General features: G+C 69.8%; 19 protein-coding genes. 11 read left to right on the top strand and 8 right to left on the bottom strand.

Going from position 1 to position 15,767, the window contains the following annotated elements:
- Positions 1-48: 48 nt before the first annotated feature.
- On the top strand, positions 49-780 hold the full coding sequence (locus tag ATK30_RS33660; protein ID WP_101438814.1) for a sugar phosphate isomerase/epimerase family protein: 732 nt from the start codon (positions 49-51) through the stop codon (positions 778-780).
- Positions 777-1,871 (top strand): Gfo/Idh/MocA family protein, encoded by a 1,095-nt coding sequence (locus tag ATK30_RS33665; RefSeq protein WP_101438815.1) that lies wholly within the window; start codon positions 777-779, stop codon positions 1,869-1,871. Before ATK30_RS33660 ends, ATK30_RS33665 begins: the two co-directional genes overlap by 4 nt.
- A 260-nt stretch (positions 1,872-2,131) precedes the next feature.
- Here the strand turns inward: ATK30_RS33665 and ATK30_RS33670 are convergent, their stop codons facing one another.
- The gene (locus tag ATK30_RS33670; RefSeq protein ID WP_101438816.1) at positions 2,132-2,728 is read right to left on the bottom strand and encodes a TetR/AcrR family transcriptional regulator; all 597 of its coding nucleotides are present in this window, start codon (positions 2,726-2,728) and stop codon (positions 2,132-2,134) included.
- Positions 2,729-2,838: 110 nt separating this feature from the next.
- Here ATK30_RS33670 and ATK30_RS33675 point away from each other — a divergent pair, with 110 nt between their 5' ends.
- Positions 2,839-4,008, top strand: coding sequence for an MFS transporter (locus tag ATK30_RS33675; protein ID WP_101438817.1), 1,170 nt, complete (start codon positions 2,839-2,841; stop codon positions 4,006-4,008).
- A 1-nt stretch (position 4,009) separates the two neighbouring features.
- Here the strand turns inward: ATK30_RS33675 and ATK30_RS33680 are convergent, their stop codons facing one another.
- Genes ATK30_RS33680 through ATK30_RS33690 form a run of 3 tightly spaced genes read right to left on the bottom strand, consistent with a single transcriptional unit; the run spans position 4,010 to position 6,569 of the window.
- Entirely contained in the window at positions 4,010-4,468 is a 459-nt protein-coding gene (locus ATK30_RS33680; protein WP_208637472.1) for a hypothetical protein, read from the bottom strand.
- Entirely contained in the window at positions 4,465-5,874 is a 1,410-nt protein-coding gene (locus ATK30_RS33685; protein WP_101438819.1) for a sensor histidine kinase, read from the bottom strand. The genes ATK30_RS33680 and ATK30_RS33685 overlap by 4 nt, the downstream gene beginning before the upstream one ends.
- The gene (locus ATK30_RS33690; RefSeq protein ID WP_101438820.1) at positions 5,871-6,569 is read right to left on the bottom strand and encodes a response regulator transcription factor; all 699 of its coding nucleotides are present in this window, start codon (positions 6,567-6,569) and stop codon (positions 5,871-5,873) included. Before ATK30_RS33690 ends, ATK30_RS33685 begins: the two co-directional genes overlap by 4 nt.
- Before the next feature lie 198 nt (positions 6,570-6,767).
- Here ATK30_RS33690 and ATK30_RS33695 point away from each other — a divergent pair, with 198 nt between their 5' ends.
- Positions 6,768-7,319, top strand: a complete 552-nt coding sequence (locus ATK30_RS33695) for a M15 family metallopeptidase domain-containing protein (RefSeq protein WP_101441207.1) — start codon at positions 6,768-6,770, stop codon at positions 7,317-7,319.
- On the opposite strand, the gene ATK30_RS33700 is transcribed toward ATK30_RS33695, so the two are convergent.
- Both ATK30_RS33700 and ATK30_RS33705 read right to left on the bottom strand, forming a co-directional pair.
- Positions 7,316-8,524: a sigma-70 family RNA polymerase sigma factor gene (locus ATK30_RS33700; RefSeq protein ID WP_101441208.1), complete on the bottom strand. Its 1,209-nt coding sequence runs from the start codon at positions 8,522-8,524 to the stop codon at positions 7,316-7,318. The genes ATK30_RS33695 and ATK30_RS33700 overlap by 4 nt on opposite strands.
- Positions 8,521-8,892: a YciI family protein gene (locus tag ATK30_RS33705; RefSeq protein ID WP_101441209.1), complete on the bottom strand. Its 372-nt coding sequence runs from the start codon at positions 8,890-8,892 to the stop codon at positions 8,521-8,523. Before ATK30_RS33705 ends, ATK30_RS33700 begins: the two co-directional genes overlap by 4 nt.
- Before the next feature lie 98 nt (positions 8,893-8,990).
- Between ATK30_RS33705 and ATK30_RS33710 the strand changes: the two genes are divergently transcribed.
- Positions 8,991-9,359, top strand: a complete 369-nt coding sequence (locus ATK30_RS33710) for a VOC family protein (protein ID WP_101438821.1) — start codon at positions 8,991-8,993, stop codon at positions 9,357-9,359.
- 43 nt (positions 9,360-9,402) lie between these two features.
- On the opposite strand, the gene ATK30_RS33715 is transcribed toward ATK30_RS33710, so the two are convergent.
- The gene (locus ATK30_RS33715) at positions 9,403-9,900 is read right to left on the bottom strand and encodes an EXPERA domain-containing protein (RefSeq protein WP_101438822.1); all 498 of its coding nucleotides are present in this window, start codon (positions 9,898-9,900) and stop codon (positions 9,403-9,405) included.
- A gap of 51 nt (positions 9,901-9,951) precedes the next feature.
- Here ATK30_RS33715 and ATK30_RS33720 point away from each other — a divergent pair, with 51 nt between their 5' ends.
- The 4 genes from ATK30_RS33720 to ATK30_RS33735 all read left to right on the top strand — a co-directional run bounded on the left by ATK30_RS33720 (position 9,952) and on the right by ATK30_RS33735 (position 12,895).
- Positions 9,952-10,788 (top strand): DUF1295 domain-containing protein, encoded by an 837-nt coding sequence (locus ATK30_RS33720; protein ID WP_101438823.1) that lies wholly within the window; start codon positions 9,952-9,954, stop codon positions 10,786-10,788.
- 131 nt (positions 10,789-10,919) lie between these two features.
- Positions 10,920-11,297, top strand: a complete 378-nt coding sequence (locus ATK30_RS33725) for a hypothetical protein (RefSeq protein WP_208637474.1) — start codon at positions 10,920-10,922, stop codon at positions 11,295-11,297.
- 1 nt (position 11,298) lies between these two features.
- Positions 11,299-12,345 (top strand): hypothetical protein, encoded by a 1,047-nt coding sequence (locus tag ATK30_RS33730; RefSeq protein WP_101438825.1) that lies wholly within the window; start codon positions 11,299-11,301, stop codon positions 12,343-12,345.
- Between the two features lies 1 nt (position 12,346).
- A complete protein-coding gene (locus ATK30_RS33735) occupies positions 12,347-12,895 on the top strand; it encodes a YbaB/EbfC family nucleoid-associated protein (RefSeq protein WP_101438826.1) in 549 nt (182 codons plus the stop codon).
- Between the two features lie 4 nt (positions 12,896-12,899).
- Here the strand turns inward: ATK30_RS33735 and ATK30_RS33740 are convergent, their stop codons facing one another.
- The gene (locus ATK30_RS33740; protein WP_101438827.1) at positions 12,900-13,568 is read right to left on the bottom strand and encodes a TetR/AcrR family transcriptional regulator; all 669 of its coding nucleotides are present in this window, start codon (positions 13,566-13,568) and stop codon (positions 12,900-12,902) included.
- Between the two features lie 140 nt (positions 13,569-13,708).
- Here ATK30_RS33740 and ATK30_RS33745 point away from each other — a divergent pair, with 140 nt between their 5' ends.
- Both ATK30_RS33745 and ATK30_RS33750 read left to right on the top strand, forming a co-directional pair.
- Positions 13,709-14,560, top strand: coding sequence for a 3-hydroxybutyryl-CoA dehydrogenase (locus tag ATK30_RS33745; protein ID WP_208637475.1), 852 nt, complete (start codon positions 13,709-13,711; stop codon positions 14,558-14,560).
- Positions 14,561-14,580: 20 nt separating this feature from the next.
- Positions 14,581-15,735: an acyl-CoA dehydrogenase family protein gene (locus ATK30_RS33750; protein ID WP_101438829.1), complete on the top strand. Its 1,155-nt coding sequence runs from the start codon at positions 14,581-14,583 to the stop codon at positions 15,733-15,735.
- The last annotated feature ends 32 nt before the right edge of the window (positions 15,736-15,767 follow it).

Consider the following 15,767-nt stretch of genomic DNA (forward strand, 5'->3'; position numbering starts at 1 on the left):
GACCAGGTGGTAGAAATTGGCGAAAGCCCTCTACCGCTGGGAGCTGGCATGGGTGGACCTTCGGTGCAGCTGTACTCGGTGCGCGACGCGTTCGCGGCTGACCCGGACGAGACGCTGCGGAGGCTGGCCGCGATCGGGTTCCGCCAGGTGGAGCCGTACGGCGTGGTGGAGAACGCCGAGGCGCTCGGGGCGGGGCTGGCGGCGCACGGGCTGAGTGCGCCTACCGCGCATGCCGCGTTGGCGGGGAAGGACCAGGACGCGGTGTTCGCCGCGGCTCGGGAGCTGGGGATCGGCGTGGTGGTCGAACCGTTGGTTCCGGCTCCGCGATGGCAGAGCTTGGCGGACATCTCCGAGACCGCCTCGGCGCTGAACGCGGCGGCGGAGGTCGCGGCGGGCTATGGGGTCCGGGTGGGGTACCACAATCATTGGTGGGAGCTGGAATCGCGGATTGCCGGGCGCAGTGCGCTGGAGGTTTTCGCTGATCGGCTCTCTCCGGAGATCGTGCTCGAGGTGGATGCTTACTGGGCTACCGCCGGTGGCGAGGACGCGCCCGCGTTGCTGCGGCGGCTGGGCGAGCGGGTGTGCGCGATCCATGTGAAGGACGGGTCGTTGGCTACCGACGCAACCGGGCAGGTGCCCGCGGGGCAGGGGCGGATGCCGATGCCGTCGGTGCTCGCCGCGGCTCCGGATGCGTTGCGGGTAGTGGAGTTTGATCAGCACGAGGATGTTTTCGGGAGTATTGCGGAGAGTTTCGCGTATCTCGCCGGGGCGCGGCAGTGACTGTCGCGGTCGGGGTCGTCGGGGCGGGGTTTATCAGCGATACGTATTTGGAGAATTTGACGGCGTTTCCCGATATCCGGGTTGTCGGGGTCGCTGATCTCGATGTCGATCGGGCGCGGGGGCAGGCGGCGAAATACGGTGTGCCGTGGGGCGGGTCCTTCGCGGATCTGCTCGCGTTGCCGGAGGTTGAGATCGTCGTGAACCTGACGGTGCCCGCGGTGCATGTCGAGGTCAGTCTCGCGGCGGTCGAGGCGGGGAAGCACGTCTGGACGGAGAAGCCGATCGGGCTGGATCGGCAGACCGTGCGGAAGCTTCTTGACCGGGCGCGGGAAAAGGGCGTGCGGGTGGCCGGTGCGCCGGATACCGTGCTGGGTGCTGGACAGCAGACTGCCCTTCGTGTGCTTGCGGACGGGCGGATTGGAGAACCTGGTACGGCGTTGGCGTTGTTTCAGACGCCCGGGCCGGAGGGGTGGCATCCCGCGCCGGAGTTTTTGTTCCAAGAGGGTGGCGGGCCGCTGCTGGATATCGGGCCGTATTACCTGACGCAGCTGGTGCAGGTGTTCGGTGCCGTCCGGAAGGTGACGGGGATTGGCGGGCGGGGGCGGGAGACTCGGGTGATCGGGTCTGGGCCTCGGGCGGGGACGGAGTTTCCGGTCACCGTGCCAACTACGGTGAGTGCGTTGGTCGAGTTCGTGCGCGGCGGTAGTGCGCAGGTTTTGCTGACCTTTGATTCCGTGTTGCGGCGTACGGGGTTTGTCGAGGTTTCCGGGGTTTTGGGGACTGCGGTCTTGCCGGATCCCAATCGGTTCGACGGTTCCACGGTGCTGCATCTGGCTGGGGGCGAGGGGCCGGAGGAGGTGGCCGCGGTGGGGCATGCGGCGTCGCGCGGGGTGGGGGTGCTGGAGTTGGCCCGGGCCATTCGGGCGGGGGTGCCGGAGCGGGCTTCGGGGGAGTTGGCTTATCACGTGGTGGACGTGATGGTGGCGGTTGAGGAGTCGATGGCGCGGGGGGTGGGGGTTGAGGTGGCCAGCCGGGTGGGGGCGGGGGAGCCGTTGCCGGTGGGGTGGGATCCGTTTTCGCGGACGTTGTGAGTGCTGAGGGTTTCGGCTCGTCGCCTGGCGGCGACATTGCAGGTGGGTGTGTGCGTGGGGCACCCCGAAGCCTGAGTGTGCTGACGGTTCGGGGGTGCTTGTCAAGGCGGGAAAGATGCCTTGACAAGCACCCCCGAACCGCAGGGAGGCTTCGTATCGGGGTGCGGGGGTGGCGTGGGTGCCTCGATTGTTGGGTGCGTTGGTGGCGGTTGGAGTCGGGTGAGGAAGCCGCCATTTGGGCGTAATGGGCGCGTTTTTGCCTATTCCGGGAACAGGGGGACGGTGAGGAGGGTTTCCAGAGAGAGGCGGAGGGAACCGATTACGTCTACTTGCGTGGGGGTGGTGAGCCACTGGACCTGGAGGCCGTCCATCAGTGCGATGAAGGTGAGTGCCGCCAAGTCCGGGTCTACGCCGGGGCGCAGCTCGCCTGTTTCGGCGAGCGCGCGGAACGACTGGGCGATGCTGTCGCGGGCCTCGCGGTAGTGGCGGGCGAAGTAGGCGTGCGCGGGATGGTCTTCCGAGATCGCTTCCGCGGCGAGGCGCGAGTACAGGTCGACGATGCCCCGGTGGCGGACGTTGTGTTCGGCCAGCGCGAGGAAATGGCGCAGGACGTCCAGACCGGGCGGGATGTTCAACTGCTCGCGGACGGCGTCCTCGGCGTCTCGGCGTTCCAGGACCGCGGCGAGCAGCGCTTCTTTCGTCGGGAAGTGGTACAGCAGCCCGGCGTGGGTGATGCCGGCTCGTTTGGCGATTTCCCGCAGCGACGACGCGTGATAGCCGGCTTCGCCGTACACCGCGGCGGCCGCCGAAACGATGTCGTCCCGGCGGATTCTGCCTTTCAGATAGCCCTCGCTCACGGGGCGGCGATCGGTTCGGCTTCCACCCGCCCATCATGCCCCAGCCCGATTCCGCCTGCCCGCACCCGTGTTCCTGCCTGGACCCGACCCCCGAAGAGGAGCCGAGCCCGATGACCGAGCTTTCCCCGCCTCCGGTGCTGCCCCGCGCGGCGCGCGTCGCCACCTGGCTCGTGTTCGCCCTGTGCGGGTTCGCGGTCGGCATGTGGGTGGTGCACATCCCGGTGATCGAGCGCGCGACCGGCGTCTCGCACACCGAGCTCGGGGCGCTGCTGCTCGTGCTCGGCGGTTCGGCGCTGATCGGGATGCAGGTCACCGGGCCGCTCGCGGACCGGTTCGGGCATTCGCGGGTCGTGTCCGTCTCGGGGGTGCTCGTGGGGGTCGCGGTGGTGCTGCCGGGACTCGCGGCGAACTGGTGGACGCTCGGGCTCGCGCTCGCGGCGTTCGGATTCTTCAACGGCTCCCTCGACGTCGCGATGAACGCGCACGCGGTGGTCGTCGAACGCGCCTATCCGCGGCCGATCATGGCGGCCTTCCACGCGATGTGGTCGATCGGCGGTGCGATCGCGGCGGTCGTCGGCGCGGCGGTGCTGGGCGCGGGCGTGCCGACGCTCGTGTCGCTCGGCGGCACGGGAATCCTGTGCATCGTGGTTTCGCTTGTGGTGCGCCGGTATCTGCTCGACTCGTCCGAGCAGGCCGCCGAAGAAACCGCCGAGGAAGCCAAACCGGCCCGTATCCCGGCGCGCGTGGTGTGGTTGCTGGGCCTGCTGGCCTTCGCGCTGATGCTGTCCGAGGGCGTCGCGAACGACTGGGCCGCGCTGTACCTCCGAGACGGGCTGGGGACGTCCGAAAGCACCGCCGCCCTGGCCTACGGCTCGTTCGCGGTGGCGATGACAGTCGGCCGATTCGCGACCGACCGAGTCGCCGCGCTGGCCGGTCCGGTCGCCGTGGTGCGGTACGGGAGCGGGCTGGCCGCGCTGGGACTGGCCATCGCGTCGCTCGCGCCGTGGGTTCCGTTGTCGTTGTGCGGCTGGGCGTTGTTCGGGCTCGGGCTTTCCGGTGGCGTCCCGCAGTTGTTCACCGCGGCGGGCAACCTGGACAAACGCGCGTCGGGGGCGTTGATGGCGCGGGTGGTCGGCGTGGGGTACGTCGGGCTGCTGGCCGGTCCGGCGATCATCGGCGGGCTGGCGCACTGGGTGCCGCTGAACGTCGCGTTCCTGCTGCCGCTGGCGTTGTGCGTGGTGGCCGTGGTGTTCGCGCCCGCGATGAAACCGCGCGGCTGAGTCAGCCGCCGCAAGCCCGGGGCGGCAGCTTCTGGCCCCCGCCGGACAGCGTGATCGTCCCGGACGGCCCGCCGCCGCCCGCCCCGATCACCGTGCAGACGAGCTGCGCGACCGCGTTCGGCGACAGTTCCCGGACATCGACCCCGATCGCCGCGTCGCTGACCCCGATGGCGATCGGCTCGAACGACGGCGGAAGCTCCGTCGTGTACCCGGCTGCGCGTTCGTCCTCGTCCGGGCCTTGCTCCAACGCCCGGACCCGATCCGCGGCCACGTCGCCGACCCCGGTGCGCACTACGGGCACGACCCTCCCGTTCAGCACGAAATACACCGTCGCCGTGTTCCCGACGTTCCCCTTCGGCGGCCCGCTGGGCGCGTTCTCGCCGGGGATCACGCCGCTGGGCCGCACCCCGCAGCCGCTCGCCAGCACCACCACCGCGAGCAGCACCAGCAACCGCTTCATCGCCGCACCTCCCGAGGCAGCCACAACGTGAACACCGCACCGCCCTCCGGCCGGTTCCCCGCGACCAGTTCGCCGCGGTGCAAGCGCGCGTTCTCCCAGGCGATCGCGAGCCCGAGCCCGCTGCCCTCGGACCGGCTGCGCGCGGTGTCCGCCTTGTAGAACCGGGAAAACACGTGCGGAAGCACCTCCTCGTCCAGCCCGGGGCCGGAGTCTTCGACGGCGAGCGTGATCCCCGCCTGGTCGCCCCGCAAGCGGACCGTCACCGGTTCCGCGCCGTGCCGCAGCGCGTTCCCCACGAGATTGGCCATGATCACGTCGAGCCGGCGCGGATCGACCCGCGCCCGGATTCCGTCCGGCAGATCGGTTTCCACCGCGAATCCCCGCGCCCGCAGCGTCGCGCGGACCGCCTCGGCGACGTCGACGTCGTCCACCTCGAGCGACGCGGTGCCGGAGTCGAACCGCGTGACCTCGATCAGGTCGTTCACCAGCCGCGTCAGGTTGTGCGTTTCCTGGCTGACCAGCCGCACCGCCTCGCCCGCCGCGTCCGGCAGCCGCTTCGCTTCGGCGTCGAGCATGTCGGTCACCGCGGTCATCGCGGCCAGCGGCGTGCGCAGTTCGTGCGACACGTCAGCGACGAACCTCCGCGCGTCGGCTTCCATCCGGCGCAGTTCGCCGACGTGCCGTTGCAGCGACTCGGCGGTCGCGTTGAACGTCTCGGCGACGCTGGCCAGTTCGTCGCTTCCGCGGACGGTGATCCGGGCGTCGAGGTCGCCCGCGCCGAGGCGACGGGCCGCGCGCTGCAGTTCGCCGACCGGCCGCAGCACGCTGCCGGCGGCCAGCACGGCGAGGACCAACGCCACCACCAGCGCGGCCCCGCCGGCGAGCCACGCGTCCCGGGCGAGCCGGTTCACCGCGTCGATTTCCGCGTCGAGACTGCGCAGCTCGTAGACCTCGATGCCGGACGGGATCGTCGGGTTCCGCCGGTCGCCGGTCGAGATCAGCAACTGCGCACCCAGCACCAGCTGCGTCACGCCGCCGACGTCCACGCGCTGCCACGCGACCCGCCCGGACCGCACCACCTGCCGCAGCTCCGGCGTGATCGCCGAGGCGGGCATGTCGCCCGCGCTGTGGCCGCCGCTCGTCACCAGCGCGGAGCTCTTCCGGCCGTCGAGCCGCTCGGCGGCGGCCTGCAGCGTGCTCGTGTCCACCGGCTGCCGGGGGAGCGGGTACAGCTGCTTGAGCTGGGTGGTCATCTCGACCGCGGCGTTGTCCTGGGTGCGCTGCAGGATCCCGTCGCGGGCCCGCACGTAGCCGATCCCGGCGACGGCCAGCGCGGTGAACACGCTCAGCAGCGCGAACGCCACCAGCAGCCGGGTGCGCAGGCCGCGCAGCCGCCAGCCGGTCACAGCGGCCCGAAGCGATAGCCGAAACCGCGCAGGGTCTGGACGTACACCGGTTTCGCGGGGTCGTCCTCGATCTTGGCGCGCAGCCGCTGCACGCACGCGTCGACGAGCCGCGAATCGCCGAGATAGCCCTGGTCCCACACGGATTCGAGCAGTTGCTGGCGGCTGAGCACGCGGCCGGGGGACGACGACAACTCCAGCAGCAGCCGCAGTTCGGTCGGCGCGAGCCCGATCACGGTGCCGTGCTTGCTGACCACGAGACCCTCGCGGTCGATTGTGAGGTCGCCGTGCCGTTCCGGGTCTGGTTTCGCGCCTGGACCGCGCGGTTCGCCGCTGGTGCTGGTGCGGCGCAGCACCGCGCGGATGCGTGCCTCCAGCACCCGGGCCTGCGCGGGTTTCACGACGTAGTCGTCGGCTCCGGCTTCGAGCCCGGCCACCACGTCGATGTCGTCGTTGCGCGCGGTGAGCATGATGATCGGCAGGTCGCCGGCCGCGCGGATGCGGCGGCACACCTCGAACCCGTCCATCCCGGGCAGCATGAGGTCGAGGACCACGACGTCGGCCGGGTCTCCGGCGAGCCGGGCGAGGCCTTCCTCGCCGGTCTCCACCGCGTCGACCGTGTGCCCCTGATACGTCAGGGCCAGCCGCAGGCCGTCCCGCACGGCCTGGTCGTCTTCGATCAGCAGCACCCTCGGCATGTCTCCCACTATCGCAGCCCGCCCGTCCGGCCGCCCGGACAGTCCACAGCGGACAACCGGGCTCCAGCCTGCCTCGCCCGGATCCGCGCTCGGTGCGAGCTGTGTCATCGTTCGGTAACAGCGCCGTCGGGGGAACTGTTACCGAGCTGTCAAACTCCGTGCGCAGTGCGCGCACACCGGGGCTCGAAAGTGAACCTCATGATCGAGTCGCTTCGCCGGCCCCGGGTCCTCGCGGCCGTCACCCGCCTCCTGGCGGTGGCCCTGCTCCCGGCGGCGTTCCTGCGTTCGCCCGGCCGCGGCCGGTATCTGGCCTGCCAGTGGGCGCTCGCGATCCGGTACCCGGCCGAGGACCTCGCGGGTCTCAGCGAACCTGCCCGCGCGGCCTTCACCGCGGCGCGCACCGAGGCGTTCTGGCGGCACCGTCAGCTCATCGGGCTCACCTCCGGCCACCGCGACGCCGCCCACCAGCACCGGTTGTTCGCCGAAGAGGTGCACCGCACCGGTTCCGTCACCGCGGCTCGCCGTCGCGTGCTGCCGCCGCACGAATCGGCGCACGTCCGCGGCACGGCGCTCGACGTACGGCCGAGCGAGGGCGCGGCGTGGCTGGAGCGGCATGGGCCGGAGTACCGGCTGTATCGCCGTTACGACAACGAATGGTGGCATTTCGAGTACCACGCGGACACCGTGCCGATGCGGTTGCCGAACCCGGACGCGTTGCGTCCACCTTCGATGGCGCGGATGGCCGGCTAAGGCTTTTCCCGCTGGGCGGCACGGGATTCCAGGTACTTCCGCTCGGGAATGCTCAGCGTTTTCCGTGCCGCTGAACGGTAATAGACCCGGGCTTGCTCCGGCTCGCCCGCCAGATCGAGCAGGTGCGCGCGCACGACGTCGACGCGGTGATGCTCGTTGAGCCCGGCGATCTCGTCCAGCTGCCGCAATCCTTCGCGGGCGCCGTGGACCATCGCGACCGGGACGATCCGGTTCAGCGCCGCGACGGGAGTCGGCGCGAGGGCGAGCAGCAGGTCGTAGAGGGCGAGGATCTGCGGCCAGTCGGTGTCCTCGGCGCGGGCCGCCTCGTCGTGCACCGCGGCGATCGCGGCCTCGAGCTGATACGGCCCGAGCTGGGCGGTGGCCAGGGTCTTCCCGATCAGGTCGAGTCCTTCGGCGATCGCCGCGGCGTCCCAGCGGGTGCGGTCCTGTTCGGCCAGCGGTACGGCGGTGCCGTCCGGACGGGTCCGAGCGGGCCGGCGCGCGTCGCTGAGCAGCATGAGCGCCAGCAACCCGGCGACCTCGCCGTCGTGGGGGACCTGCGCGTGCAGCTGCCGGGTCAGCCGGATGGCCTCGGCGGTCAGCTCGACCCGGTTGACGGCGGTCCCGGAGCTGGCCGTGTGCCCCTCGGTGAAGATCAGGTACAGCACCTGCAGCACCGCGGCCATCCGCTCGGCCCGTTCGTCCGGCGGCGGCATCCGGAACCGCGCCCCGCTGAGCCGTTTCTTCGCCCGGTTGATCCGCTGGCTCACGGTTTTCTCCGGAACCAGCAGCGCCCGGCCGATTTCCGCGGTCGTGAGGCCGCCGACTGCGCGCAACGTCAGCGCGAGCTGCGACGACCGGCTGAGTTTGGGGTGACAGCACAGCATCAGCAGGGTGAGCGTGTCGTCGTCGGCCGGTGCCAGCTCGGGCTGCGGCACCGCCAGCGCGGCGGCCGTGTTCTCGCGCTGCCTGCGGGCGGATTCGCTGCGTTCGATGTCGATGCGCCTGCGCGCGGCCGCGGTGATCAGCCAGCTCTTGGGATTGTCCGGCAGACCTTGCTCGGGCCACTTCACCGCGGCCGACAGCAGTGCTTCCTGCACCGCGTCCTCGCAAAGCGTGAAGTCGCCGAACCGGCGGCAGACAGCGCTGAGCACCTGCGGCGTGAGGTCGCGCAGGAGCTGTTCGAAGCCCGCCGGGGGAGTCAGAGACCCAGCTCTTTCACGGTGCGGACCGGCCGGACCTCGACCTTGCCGTACAAGGCGTCCGGCACCCGCGCGGCGTGCTCCAGCGCCCGTTCCATGCTCTCGCATTCGACCAGGTAGAACCCGACCAGATGCTCCTTGACCTCGGCGAAGGGCCCGTCGCTCGCCACCGCCTTGCCGTCCCGCACGGTGACGCACTTGGCCTCGGCGGGATCGGCCAGCCCGTCGCTGAGCACCAGCTCGCCGGACTCTTCGAGGGCCTTGCTGAGCGCGAGATGGCTCCGGCCGAACTCCGCCTTCTTCTCGTCCGGAAGCTCCTCCCACAGCGCCCGGAACCGCGGATTGCTGTGGATCATGATCAGGTACCGCACGACGGCTCCCTTCGAAAATTCTTCGCCGCCGGTGTCGCCTTCGGCATTCCGGCTCCGACGTCCCCCGTGCATCTGTCAGCTGAAGAAGGAGCATAGCCGTGTTCGACACCAGCAGGGCCTTTAGCGGTTTCTCCGTGGACGACATCCCGGCCGCCCGCGAGTTCTACGCCGAGACGCTCGGCATCGAGGTCACCGAGAACTGGGGGATGCTGCGGTTGCGTCTTGCCGAAGGACGCGAAGTGCTCGTCTACCCGAAGGGCGACAAGCACGTTCCGGCCGAGTACACCATTCTCAACTTCCCGGTGGACGACATCGACCAGGCGGTCGCGGACCTCGCCGCGGCAGGCGTTTCCTTAGAACCGTTCGAAGGAGTCGACGAAAAGGGCATCTTCCGGCTCGGCGGTCCGCTGATCGCGTGGTTCAAGGATCCGGCGGGGAACATTCTTTCCGTCCTGCAGGAAAACTGAGGCCAGGAACGCAGAACTGGAGCCATCTGACCGTCCACAGTGGTCAGAACCGCCGGGCGAACGGCCGCGGCCGCCGCATCCGCACCAGCAGCAGCAACGGAATCAGCACGTAGGGGAGGTTGAACGCGAGGAACTTGCCCGGGTTGCCGGTGCGGGTCGCCGGGTCGCCGAAGAACTCGACGCCGAACACGACGATCCCGGTGAGGGTGATGATCATCGTCGCGTAGACCACCGCGAACAGCTGGATCCCGTTGCGGCCCGTGACCAGGCACCAGACGAGCACGACGTAGAACGGGAGGTAGACGAACGCGGAGAGCCCGGTGACGATCCGCATCCAGTCCGGCGGGTGCATGAACAGCGGGTCGGCGTCGTGGGCGTACCAGTAGTTGGAGTCGACGAAGAAGGTGCCGGTCGGACGCGAGAAGTCGACGCCGATCGTCGGCAGCAGGTCGCTGATCAGCGACGTCACCGTGAAGACGGAGAAGATCGCCGCGAAGAAGATGTCGATCTTGCGCTCGCGCAGGGGCAGGTTCGCCGTCATCGGGGGATTGTAGGTCCTCGCACCGGCGATTCCGGCAGTACAGTCGCGGGCATGAACGCGTTCCAGGCGTGCCTCTGGGTTTTCGCGGGCGGGTGCGCCGGCTGCTGGCTGCTGTCGGTGCTCACCAGGGAGTACTCCTGGGTGGACCGGATCTGGTCGGTCGTCCCGGTCGCCTACACCGGGATCTTCGCCGGGCACGCGGGGTTCGCGGACGCCAGGCTGAACCTGCTGTTCGCGCTCGTGTTCCTGTGGGGCGCACGGCTGACGTTCAACTACGCGCGCAAGGGCGGCTACGCGCCCGGCGGCGAGGACTACCGCTGGGCGGTGCTGCGCGGCCGGATGGCCCCGTGGCAGTTCCAGCTGTTCAACCTCTTCTTCATCACGCTCTACCAGAACGCGATCCTGCTGCTCATCGCGCTTCCCGCGTGGACCGCGCTGGACCACCAGACCCCGCTGGGCGCCGCCGATGTCGTGCTGGCCGTCGCGTTCGTGGCCTGCCTCGCCGGCGAAACGATCGCGGACCAGCAGCAGTGGAACTTCCACCAGTGGAAGAAGCGCGAGACGGCGGCCGGGCGGACTCCCGACCCCCGGTTCGCGCGGACCGGCCTCTTCCGGTTTTCCCGGCACCCCAACTTCTTCTTCGAACAAGCGCAGTGGTGGCTGGTGTTCCTGTTCGGCGTCTCCGCGGCGGGCGCGGTCACCTGGACGATCGCCGGTGCGGTCCTGCTGACGGCGCTGTTCGTCGGCTCGACGATCTTCACCGAGAGCATCACCCTCAGCCGCTATCCGGAGTACGCGGACTACCAGCGGCGCGTTTCGCCGATCGTGCCGTGGTTCCCGCGCCGGGCCGGCCGTCGCGGGAGCGCCGTCGGGTCCACTTCGGACTGAGCGTCGGGACAGCGCTGTCCGGTATGTGAGCACCGTCACGTTAATGCCGTGAACCTCCTCGTCGTCCGATGAGTCGGAAGGGATACCGTTCGCCCGATAGGGTCACGGTTCACACGACTGGGGGTAGTTTCATGATCGGTTTCGAGACCGACCTCGACGACCTGCGCAAGGCGAGCGGGTTCGTCGCGGCCGCCGGGGACGCCGCGGACACCGCGCGCGGCGGCGTGCGCAAACTGGACCTGCCCGACGCGGTCAGCCCGGCTGCCATCATCGGCGCGATCACCCCGTTCGGCGGCGGCCCGACCACGGCGTTCGGCGGATCGCTCGGCATGCCCAAGGTCGCGGCGGCGTACGAGAACCACCGCGCGAAGGTCGAGGACGCACTCGCGAAACTTGCCTACACGACGCATCAGGCGAGCGAAGCGCTCAAGCGCGTGGCCGAGCTGTACGAGGCGTCGGACGCCGACGCGCAGTCCGCGGTGCGGCGCGCGGGCGGGGAGGTGCTCTGACGTGAGCGAGCAGGAGGACTACTTCGGGCTCAGCGGCGGCGGGCAAGGCCGTCCGCGCGCCGAACTGCTCGAAGGCATCAGCGACGATCTGCAAAAGGGCGCGAACGACGCGCTCGACGGGCTGGAATTCCTGCGCTACGCGGAGTTCTTCAGCTTCGCCATGACGGACGAGCTGTTCGCCGCCTACCAGGACAAGGTCGCCGAGGTCTTCCGGGAGTTCTCCGAGGCCGACCTCAAGGACACCGGCGGCGGCCTGCAGGCGATGATCAACTCGTACGAGCCGGTGTGGAAGAACCTCAGCCGCGGGTCGATCACCGAACTGCGGCGGGCGAAGGAACTGCTGGGCTCGTGGCGCGGAAACGCGGCCGAGGACGTCAAGACCTACCTCGACCGGCTTTCGGAGGCTTACGAAGCCCTGGCCGCGGAGATCACGGTCGTGGAGAGCGACCTCGTCGCCAGCCGCGACGGAGTGTGGGCCGCGCGCGACGACCTCAGCTCGCTCGCGCTGACGTTCCGGGAGACCGCGGAGAAATACCAGAAGGCGAAGGCCAAAGAGGGCGAAATCTCCTGGTCGAAGGTGGCGGCGGTGGCGTTCACCGGCGCGCTGGTCGGGATGCTCGCCGTGGTCGCCACCCCGGCGGGAGCCGCGGCCGCGGCGGGCGGGCTGTCGATGAGCGCGGTCGGAGCGCAGGCCGCGGTGGCGGGTGCGGGAGCCGGGCTCACCGAGGTGACCGCGCAGGCCTCGGCGAAGGTCGAGGGCGACAACGCGAACGACATCTTCGAGAGCTTCCTCAGCGGCGTGGACAAGATCCGTTCGCACATGCAGGAATCGGCGGGACGGCTCGCGGACAAGATCCACGAGAAGTCGGTCAACCTGCCGCCGGTGCCGAACCCGCCCGACGTGAGCCCCGGCGATTCGTTCGACCCGGCCAACTTCGAGACCTCGAACACCCCGAAGGGCACCGAGAAGCGAGTCCGGGACCGCAACGTCGACATCGCACCGGACGGCTCGGTGTCGCAGCCGCTGTCTCCGTCCACACTGGACTGACGTGCCCGGTCCGGAAGAACTGGTCCAGGCACTGACCGCGTTGTCGGTCGAGGCGTCCTCGCCCGGCAACGCGGTCAGTGCCACGGTCAACACCGACGGTGTCCTCACTGGACTGAAGCTGTCCGGCACAGTGCGGAATCTGCCGCCGGACGAGCTGGCCGCGCTGGTGCTGCGCACGTACGCCGAAGCGCAGCGGGAATCGGCGAACCGCACGGCGGCGCTGCTGGCTCCGCTCGGCACCCGTGGCTATGTGATGGACCGGCTGAAGTGGCGGGCCGGGTTCACGCCGGACGTCGCCCCGGCGGCTGCTCCTCGACGACCCGCTCCGGCCGTTGAAGCAAGGCCGTCCGCCTCGTCGGACGATTCTGCTGCGGCAGGGAAGTCCGGGCCTCGGCAAACGGCGAGTGCTCCCGGGGCTGCCGCCGTGCAGGGCGAGGGCGACTACCTCCGCAACCGCACGGCCGACCCCCAGCTTCCGGCGGAACCGGAACGCCCGGTCAGCGACGAGGACTGGTACGAGGCAGGCGTGCGGTTCGACGAGGCCTGGTAGCCGCTCAGCCGAGCGTGCCCTCGTCGCCGAGCAGCTTGCGCAAGCCGGGCAGGACCGCGGAAAGGTCTTTGCCCGTGCGGAAAGCGACGACCGTCGTCTCCGTCTCGCCGGTGTTGCCGAACAGCGCGACCGTGTCCGCCATCGCGGCGTCGAAGGCCGCCTCCGGGTCCGCCGCCTGCCCGCGCAGCCATCGGCGGAGGACGTGGTTGTGCGCCGTCACCACTGCCGCCGCCATGAGTTCGGCGCGCAGTGCGGTGTCTTCGCCGCCGCCCATCCAGCGGTGGACGAATTCCTGGAACAGCCGCTGATACTGCCGGGTGCCCGCGATTTCCCGGGCGCGCAACGCGGGCACGCTGCGGGTGAGCCGGTACCGCGCCAGCGCCAGGTCGCCCTCCGCGACGTAATGCCGCAGCACCAGCCGCGCGGCTTCGGTGACCGCGACGGTCGCGGTGCGCGGGTCGGATCCGGCGAGCCGGGCCTCGATCGCGCTCAGCAGCACCTCGTGGTCCGGGAAGATCACGTCCTCTTTGGACCGGAAGGCGCGGAAGAACGTGCTGCGCCCGACTCCCGCGCGGTCGGTGATGTCGTCCACCGTCGTCTGGTCGTAACCGCGCTCCTCGAACAGCGCGAACGCGGCCTCGGTCAGCCGTTGCTTGGCCGGTTTCTCGGGCATCGGGCCACCTTTCGCACGCACGCTGCGGCCAGCCTAATCGGCCCCGGCGCCCCGGGAGCAGGGTGAGGTGGGCCACCTCGCTCTCGCCTACTCGTCGGTACTGAGTACCGTAATCATGAAACCAAGTACCGGAGGGATGGGTGAGGCACGTGGAGCTCGTCGGCGTGGTCGGCTGCGGCCAGATGGGGGCGGGGATCGCCGAGGTGTGCGCCCGCGCCGGGCTGGACGTCGTGGCGGTCGAATCGAGCCGGGCGGCCGCCGACGCGGGCCGGGCGCGGCTGGAGGCGTCGCTGGGCCGGGCCGAGCGCAAGGGGAAGATCGCGTCCGCGGCCGAGGTGCTGGAGCGGATCCGGATCACCGAGAGCCTCGACGACCTGGCCGACCGCACGCTCGTCGTCGAGGCGATCGTCGAGAACGAGGCGGTCAAGGCGGAGCTGTTCGGGAAGCTGGACAAGATCGTCGCCGCGCCGGACGCGGTGCTGGCGTCCAACACCTCGTCGATCCCGATCATGAAGCTCGGCACCGCGACCGAGCGCCCGGCGCAGGTGCTCGGCATCCACTTCTTCAACCCGGTTCCGGTGCTGCCGCTGGTCGAGCTGGTGCCGAGCCTGCTGACCGGGGACGAGACCACCGACCGCGCGCGCAAGTTCGCCGAGGAAACCCTGGGCAAGCACGCGATCCTGTGCCAGGACCGGGCCGGGTTCGTCGTGAACGCGCTGCTGATCCCGTTCATCCTCGCCGCCGTCCGCATGCTGGAGTCGGGCTTCGCGACGAAGGAAGCGATCGACGAGGGTCTCGTGCGCGGCGCCGCTCACCCGCAGGGCCCGCTCGCGCTGGCCGACCTGATCGGGCTCGACACCACGAAGGCCGTCGCGGAATCGCTGTACGAGGAGTTCAAGGAGCCGCTGTACGCGCCGCCGCCGCTGCTGGCCCGCATGGTCGACGCCGGCCTGCTGGGCCGCAAAACCGGCCGCGGCTTCTACACCTACTGAGTTCCGGCGAGGAGATCCCGATGAGCTTCGACCTGTTCAAAATCAACGAAGACCACGAAGCGATCCGCGAGGCCGTGCGCGCCGTCGCCGAAGAGCAGATCGCCCCGCACGCCGCGGAAGCCGACGAGCGCGAGGAATTCCCCAAGGCGTCCTACGACGCGCTGGTCGCGTCGGACTTCCACGCCCCGCACGTGCCGGAACAGTACGGCGGTGCCGGTGCGGACGCGCTGGCCACCTGCATCGTGATCGAGGAAGTGGCGCGGGTGTGCGCGTCGTCCTCGCTCATCCCCGCGGTGAACAAGCTCGGCAGCATGCCGCTGATCTTGGCCGCCAACGAGGAGGTCAAGGCGAAGTACCTGCCCCCGCTGGCTTCGGGCGAGGCAGGATTCTCGTATGGACTGTCCGAACGCGACGCGGGCTCGGACACCGCCTCGATGCGCTGCCGCGCCACCCCTTCCGGCGACGACTGGATCCTGAATGGACAGAAGTCGTGGATCACCAACGCGGGCTTCTCCGAGTACTACACGGTTCTGGCGGTGACCGACCCGGAAGGCCGCCGCGGCGCCAACGTGAGCGCTTTCGTGGTGGAAAAGTCGGATCCCGGCTTTTCCTTCGGTGCCAAGGAAAAGAAGCTGGGCATCAAGGGTTCGCCGACGCGTGAACTGCTGTTCGACCAGGTGCGCATCCCGGGCGACCGCATGGTCGGCGAGCCGGGGCAGGGCCTGAAGATCGCCCTGCGCACGCTCGACCACACCCGCGTGACGATCGCCGCGCAGGCCGTGGGTATTGCGCAGGGCGCGCTGGACCACGCGTTGGGATATGTCAAGGAGCGCAAGCAGTTCGGCAAGCACATCGCGGATTTCCAGGGAATCCAGTTCATGCTGGCGGACATGGCGATGGCCGTCGAGACGGCGCGCCAGATGGTGTACACCGCGGCCGCGAAGTCCGAACGAGGCGACGACGACCTGTCGTTCTTCGGCGCGGCGGCCAAGTGCCACGCGTCGGATGTGGCGATGAGCGTGACGACGGACGCGGTCCAGCTGCTGGGCGGCTACGGCTACACGCGGGACTTCCCGCTGGAGCGCATGATGCGGGACGCGAAGATCACGCAGATCTACGAGGGCACGAACCAGATCCAGCGCGTGGTGATGGCTCGGCAGTTGCTGAAGGACTGAGGGGCCGCAGCTCGGGGCCGTTTTCTTTGTCT

Origin of the sequence: Amycolatopsis echigonensis (assembly GCF_002846615.1) — a bacterium.
In the GTDB taxonomy this organism is placed as follows: Bacteria; Actinomycetota; Actinomycetes; order Mycobacteriales; family Pseudonocardiaceae; genus Amycolatopsis; species Amycolatopsis echigonensis.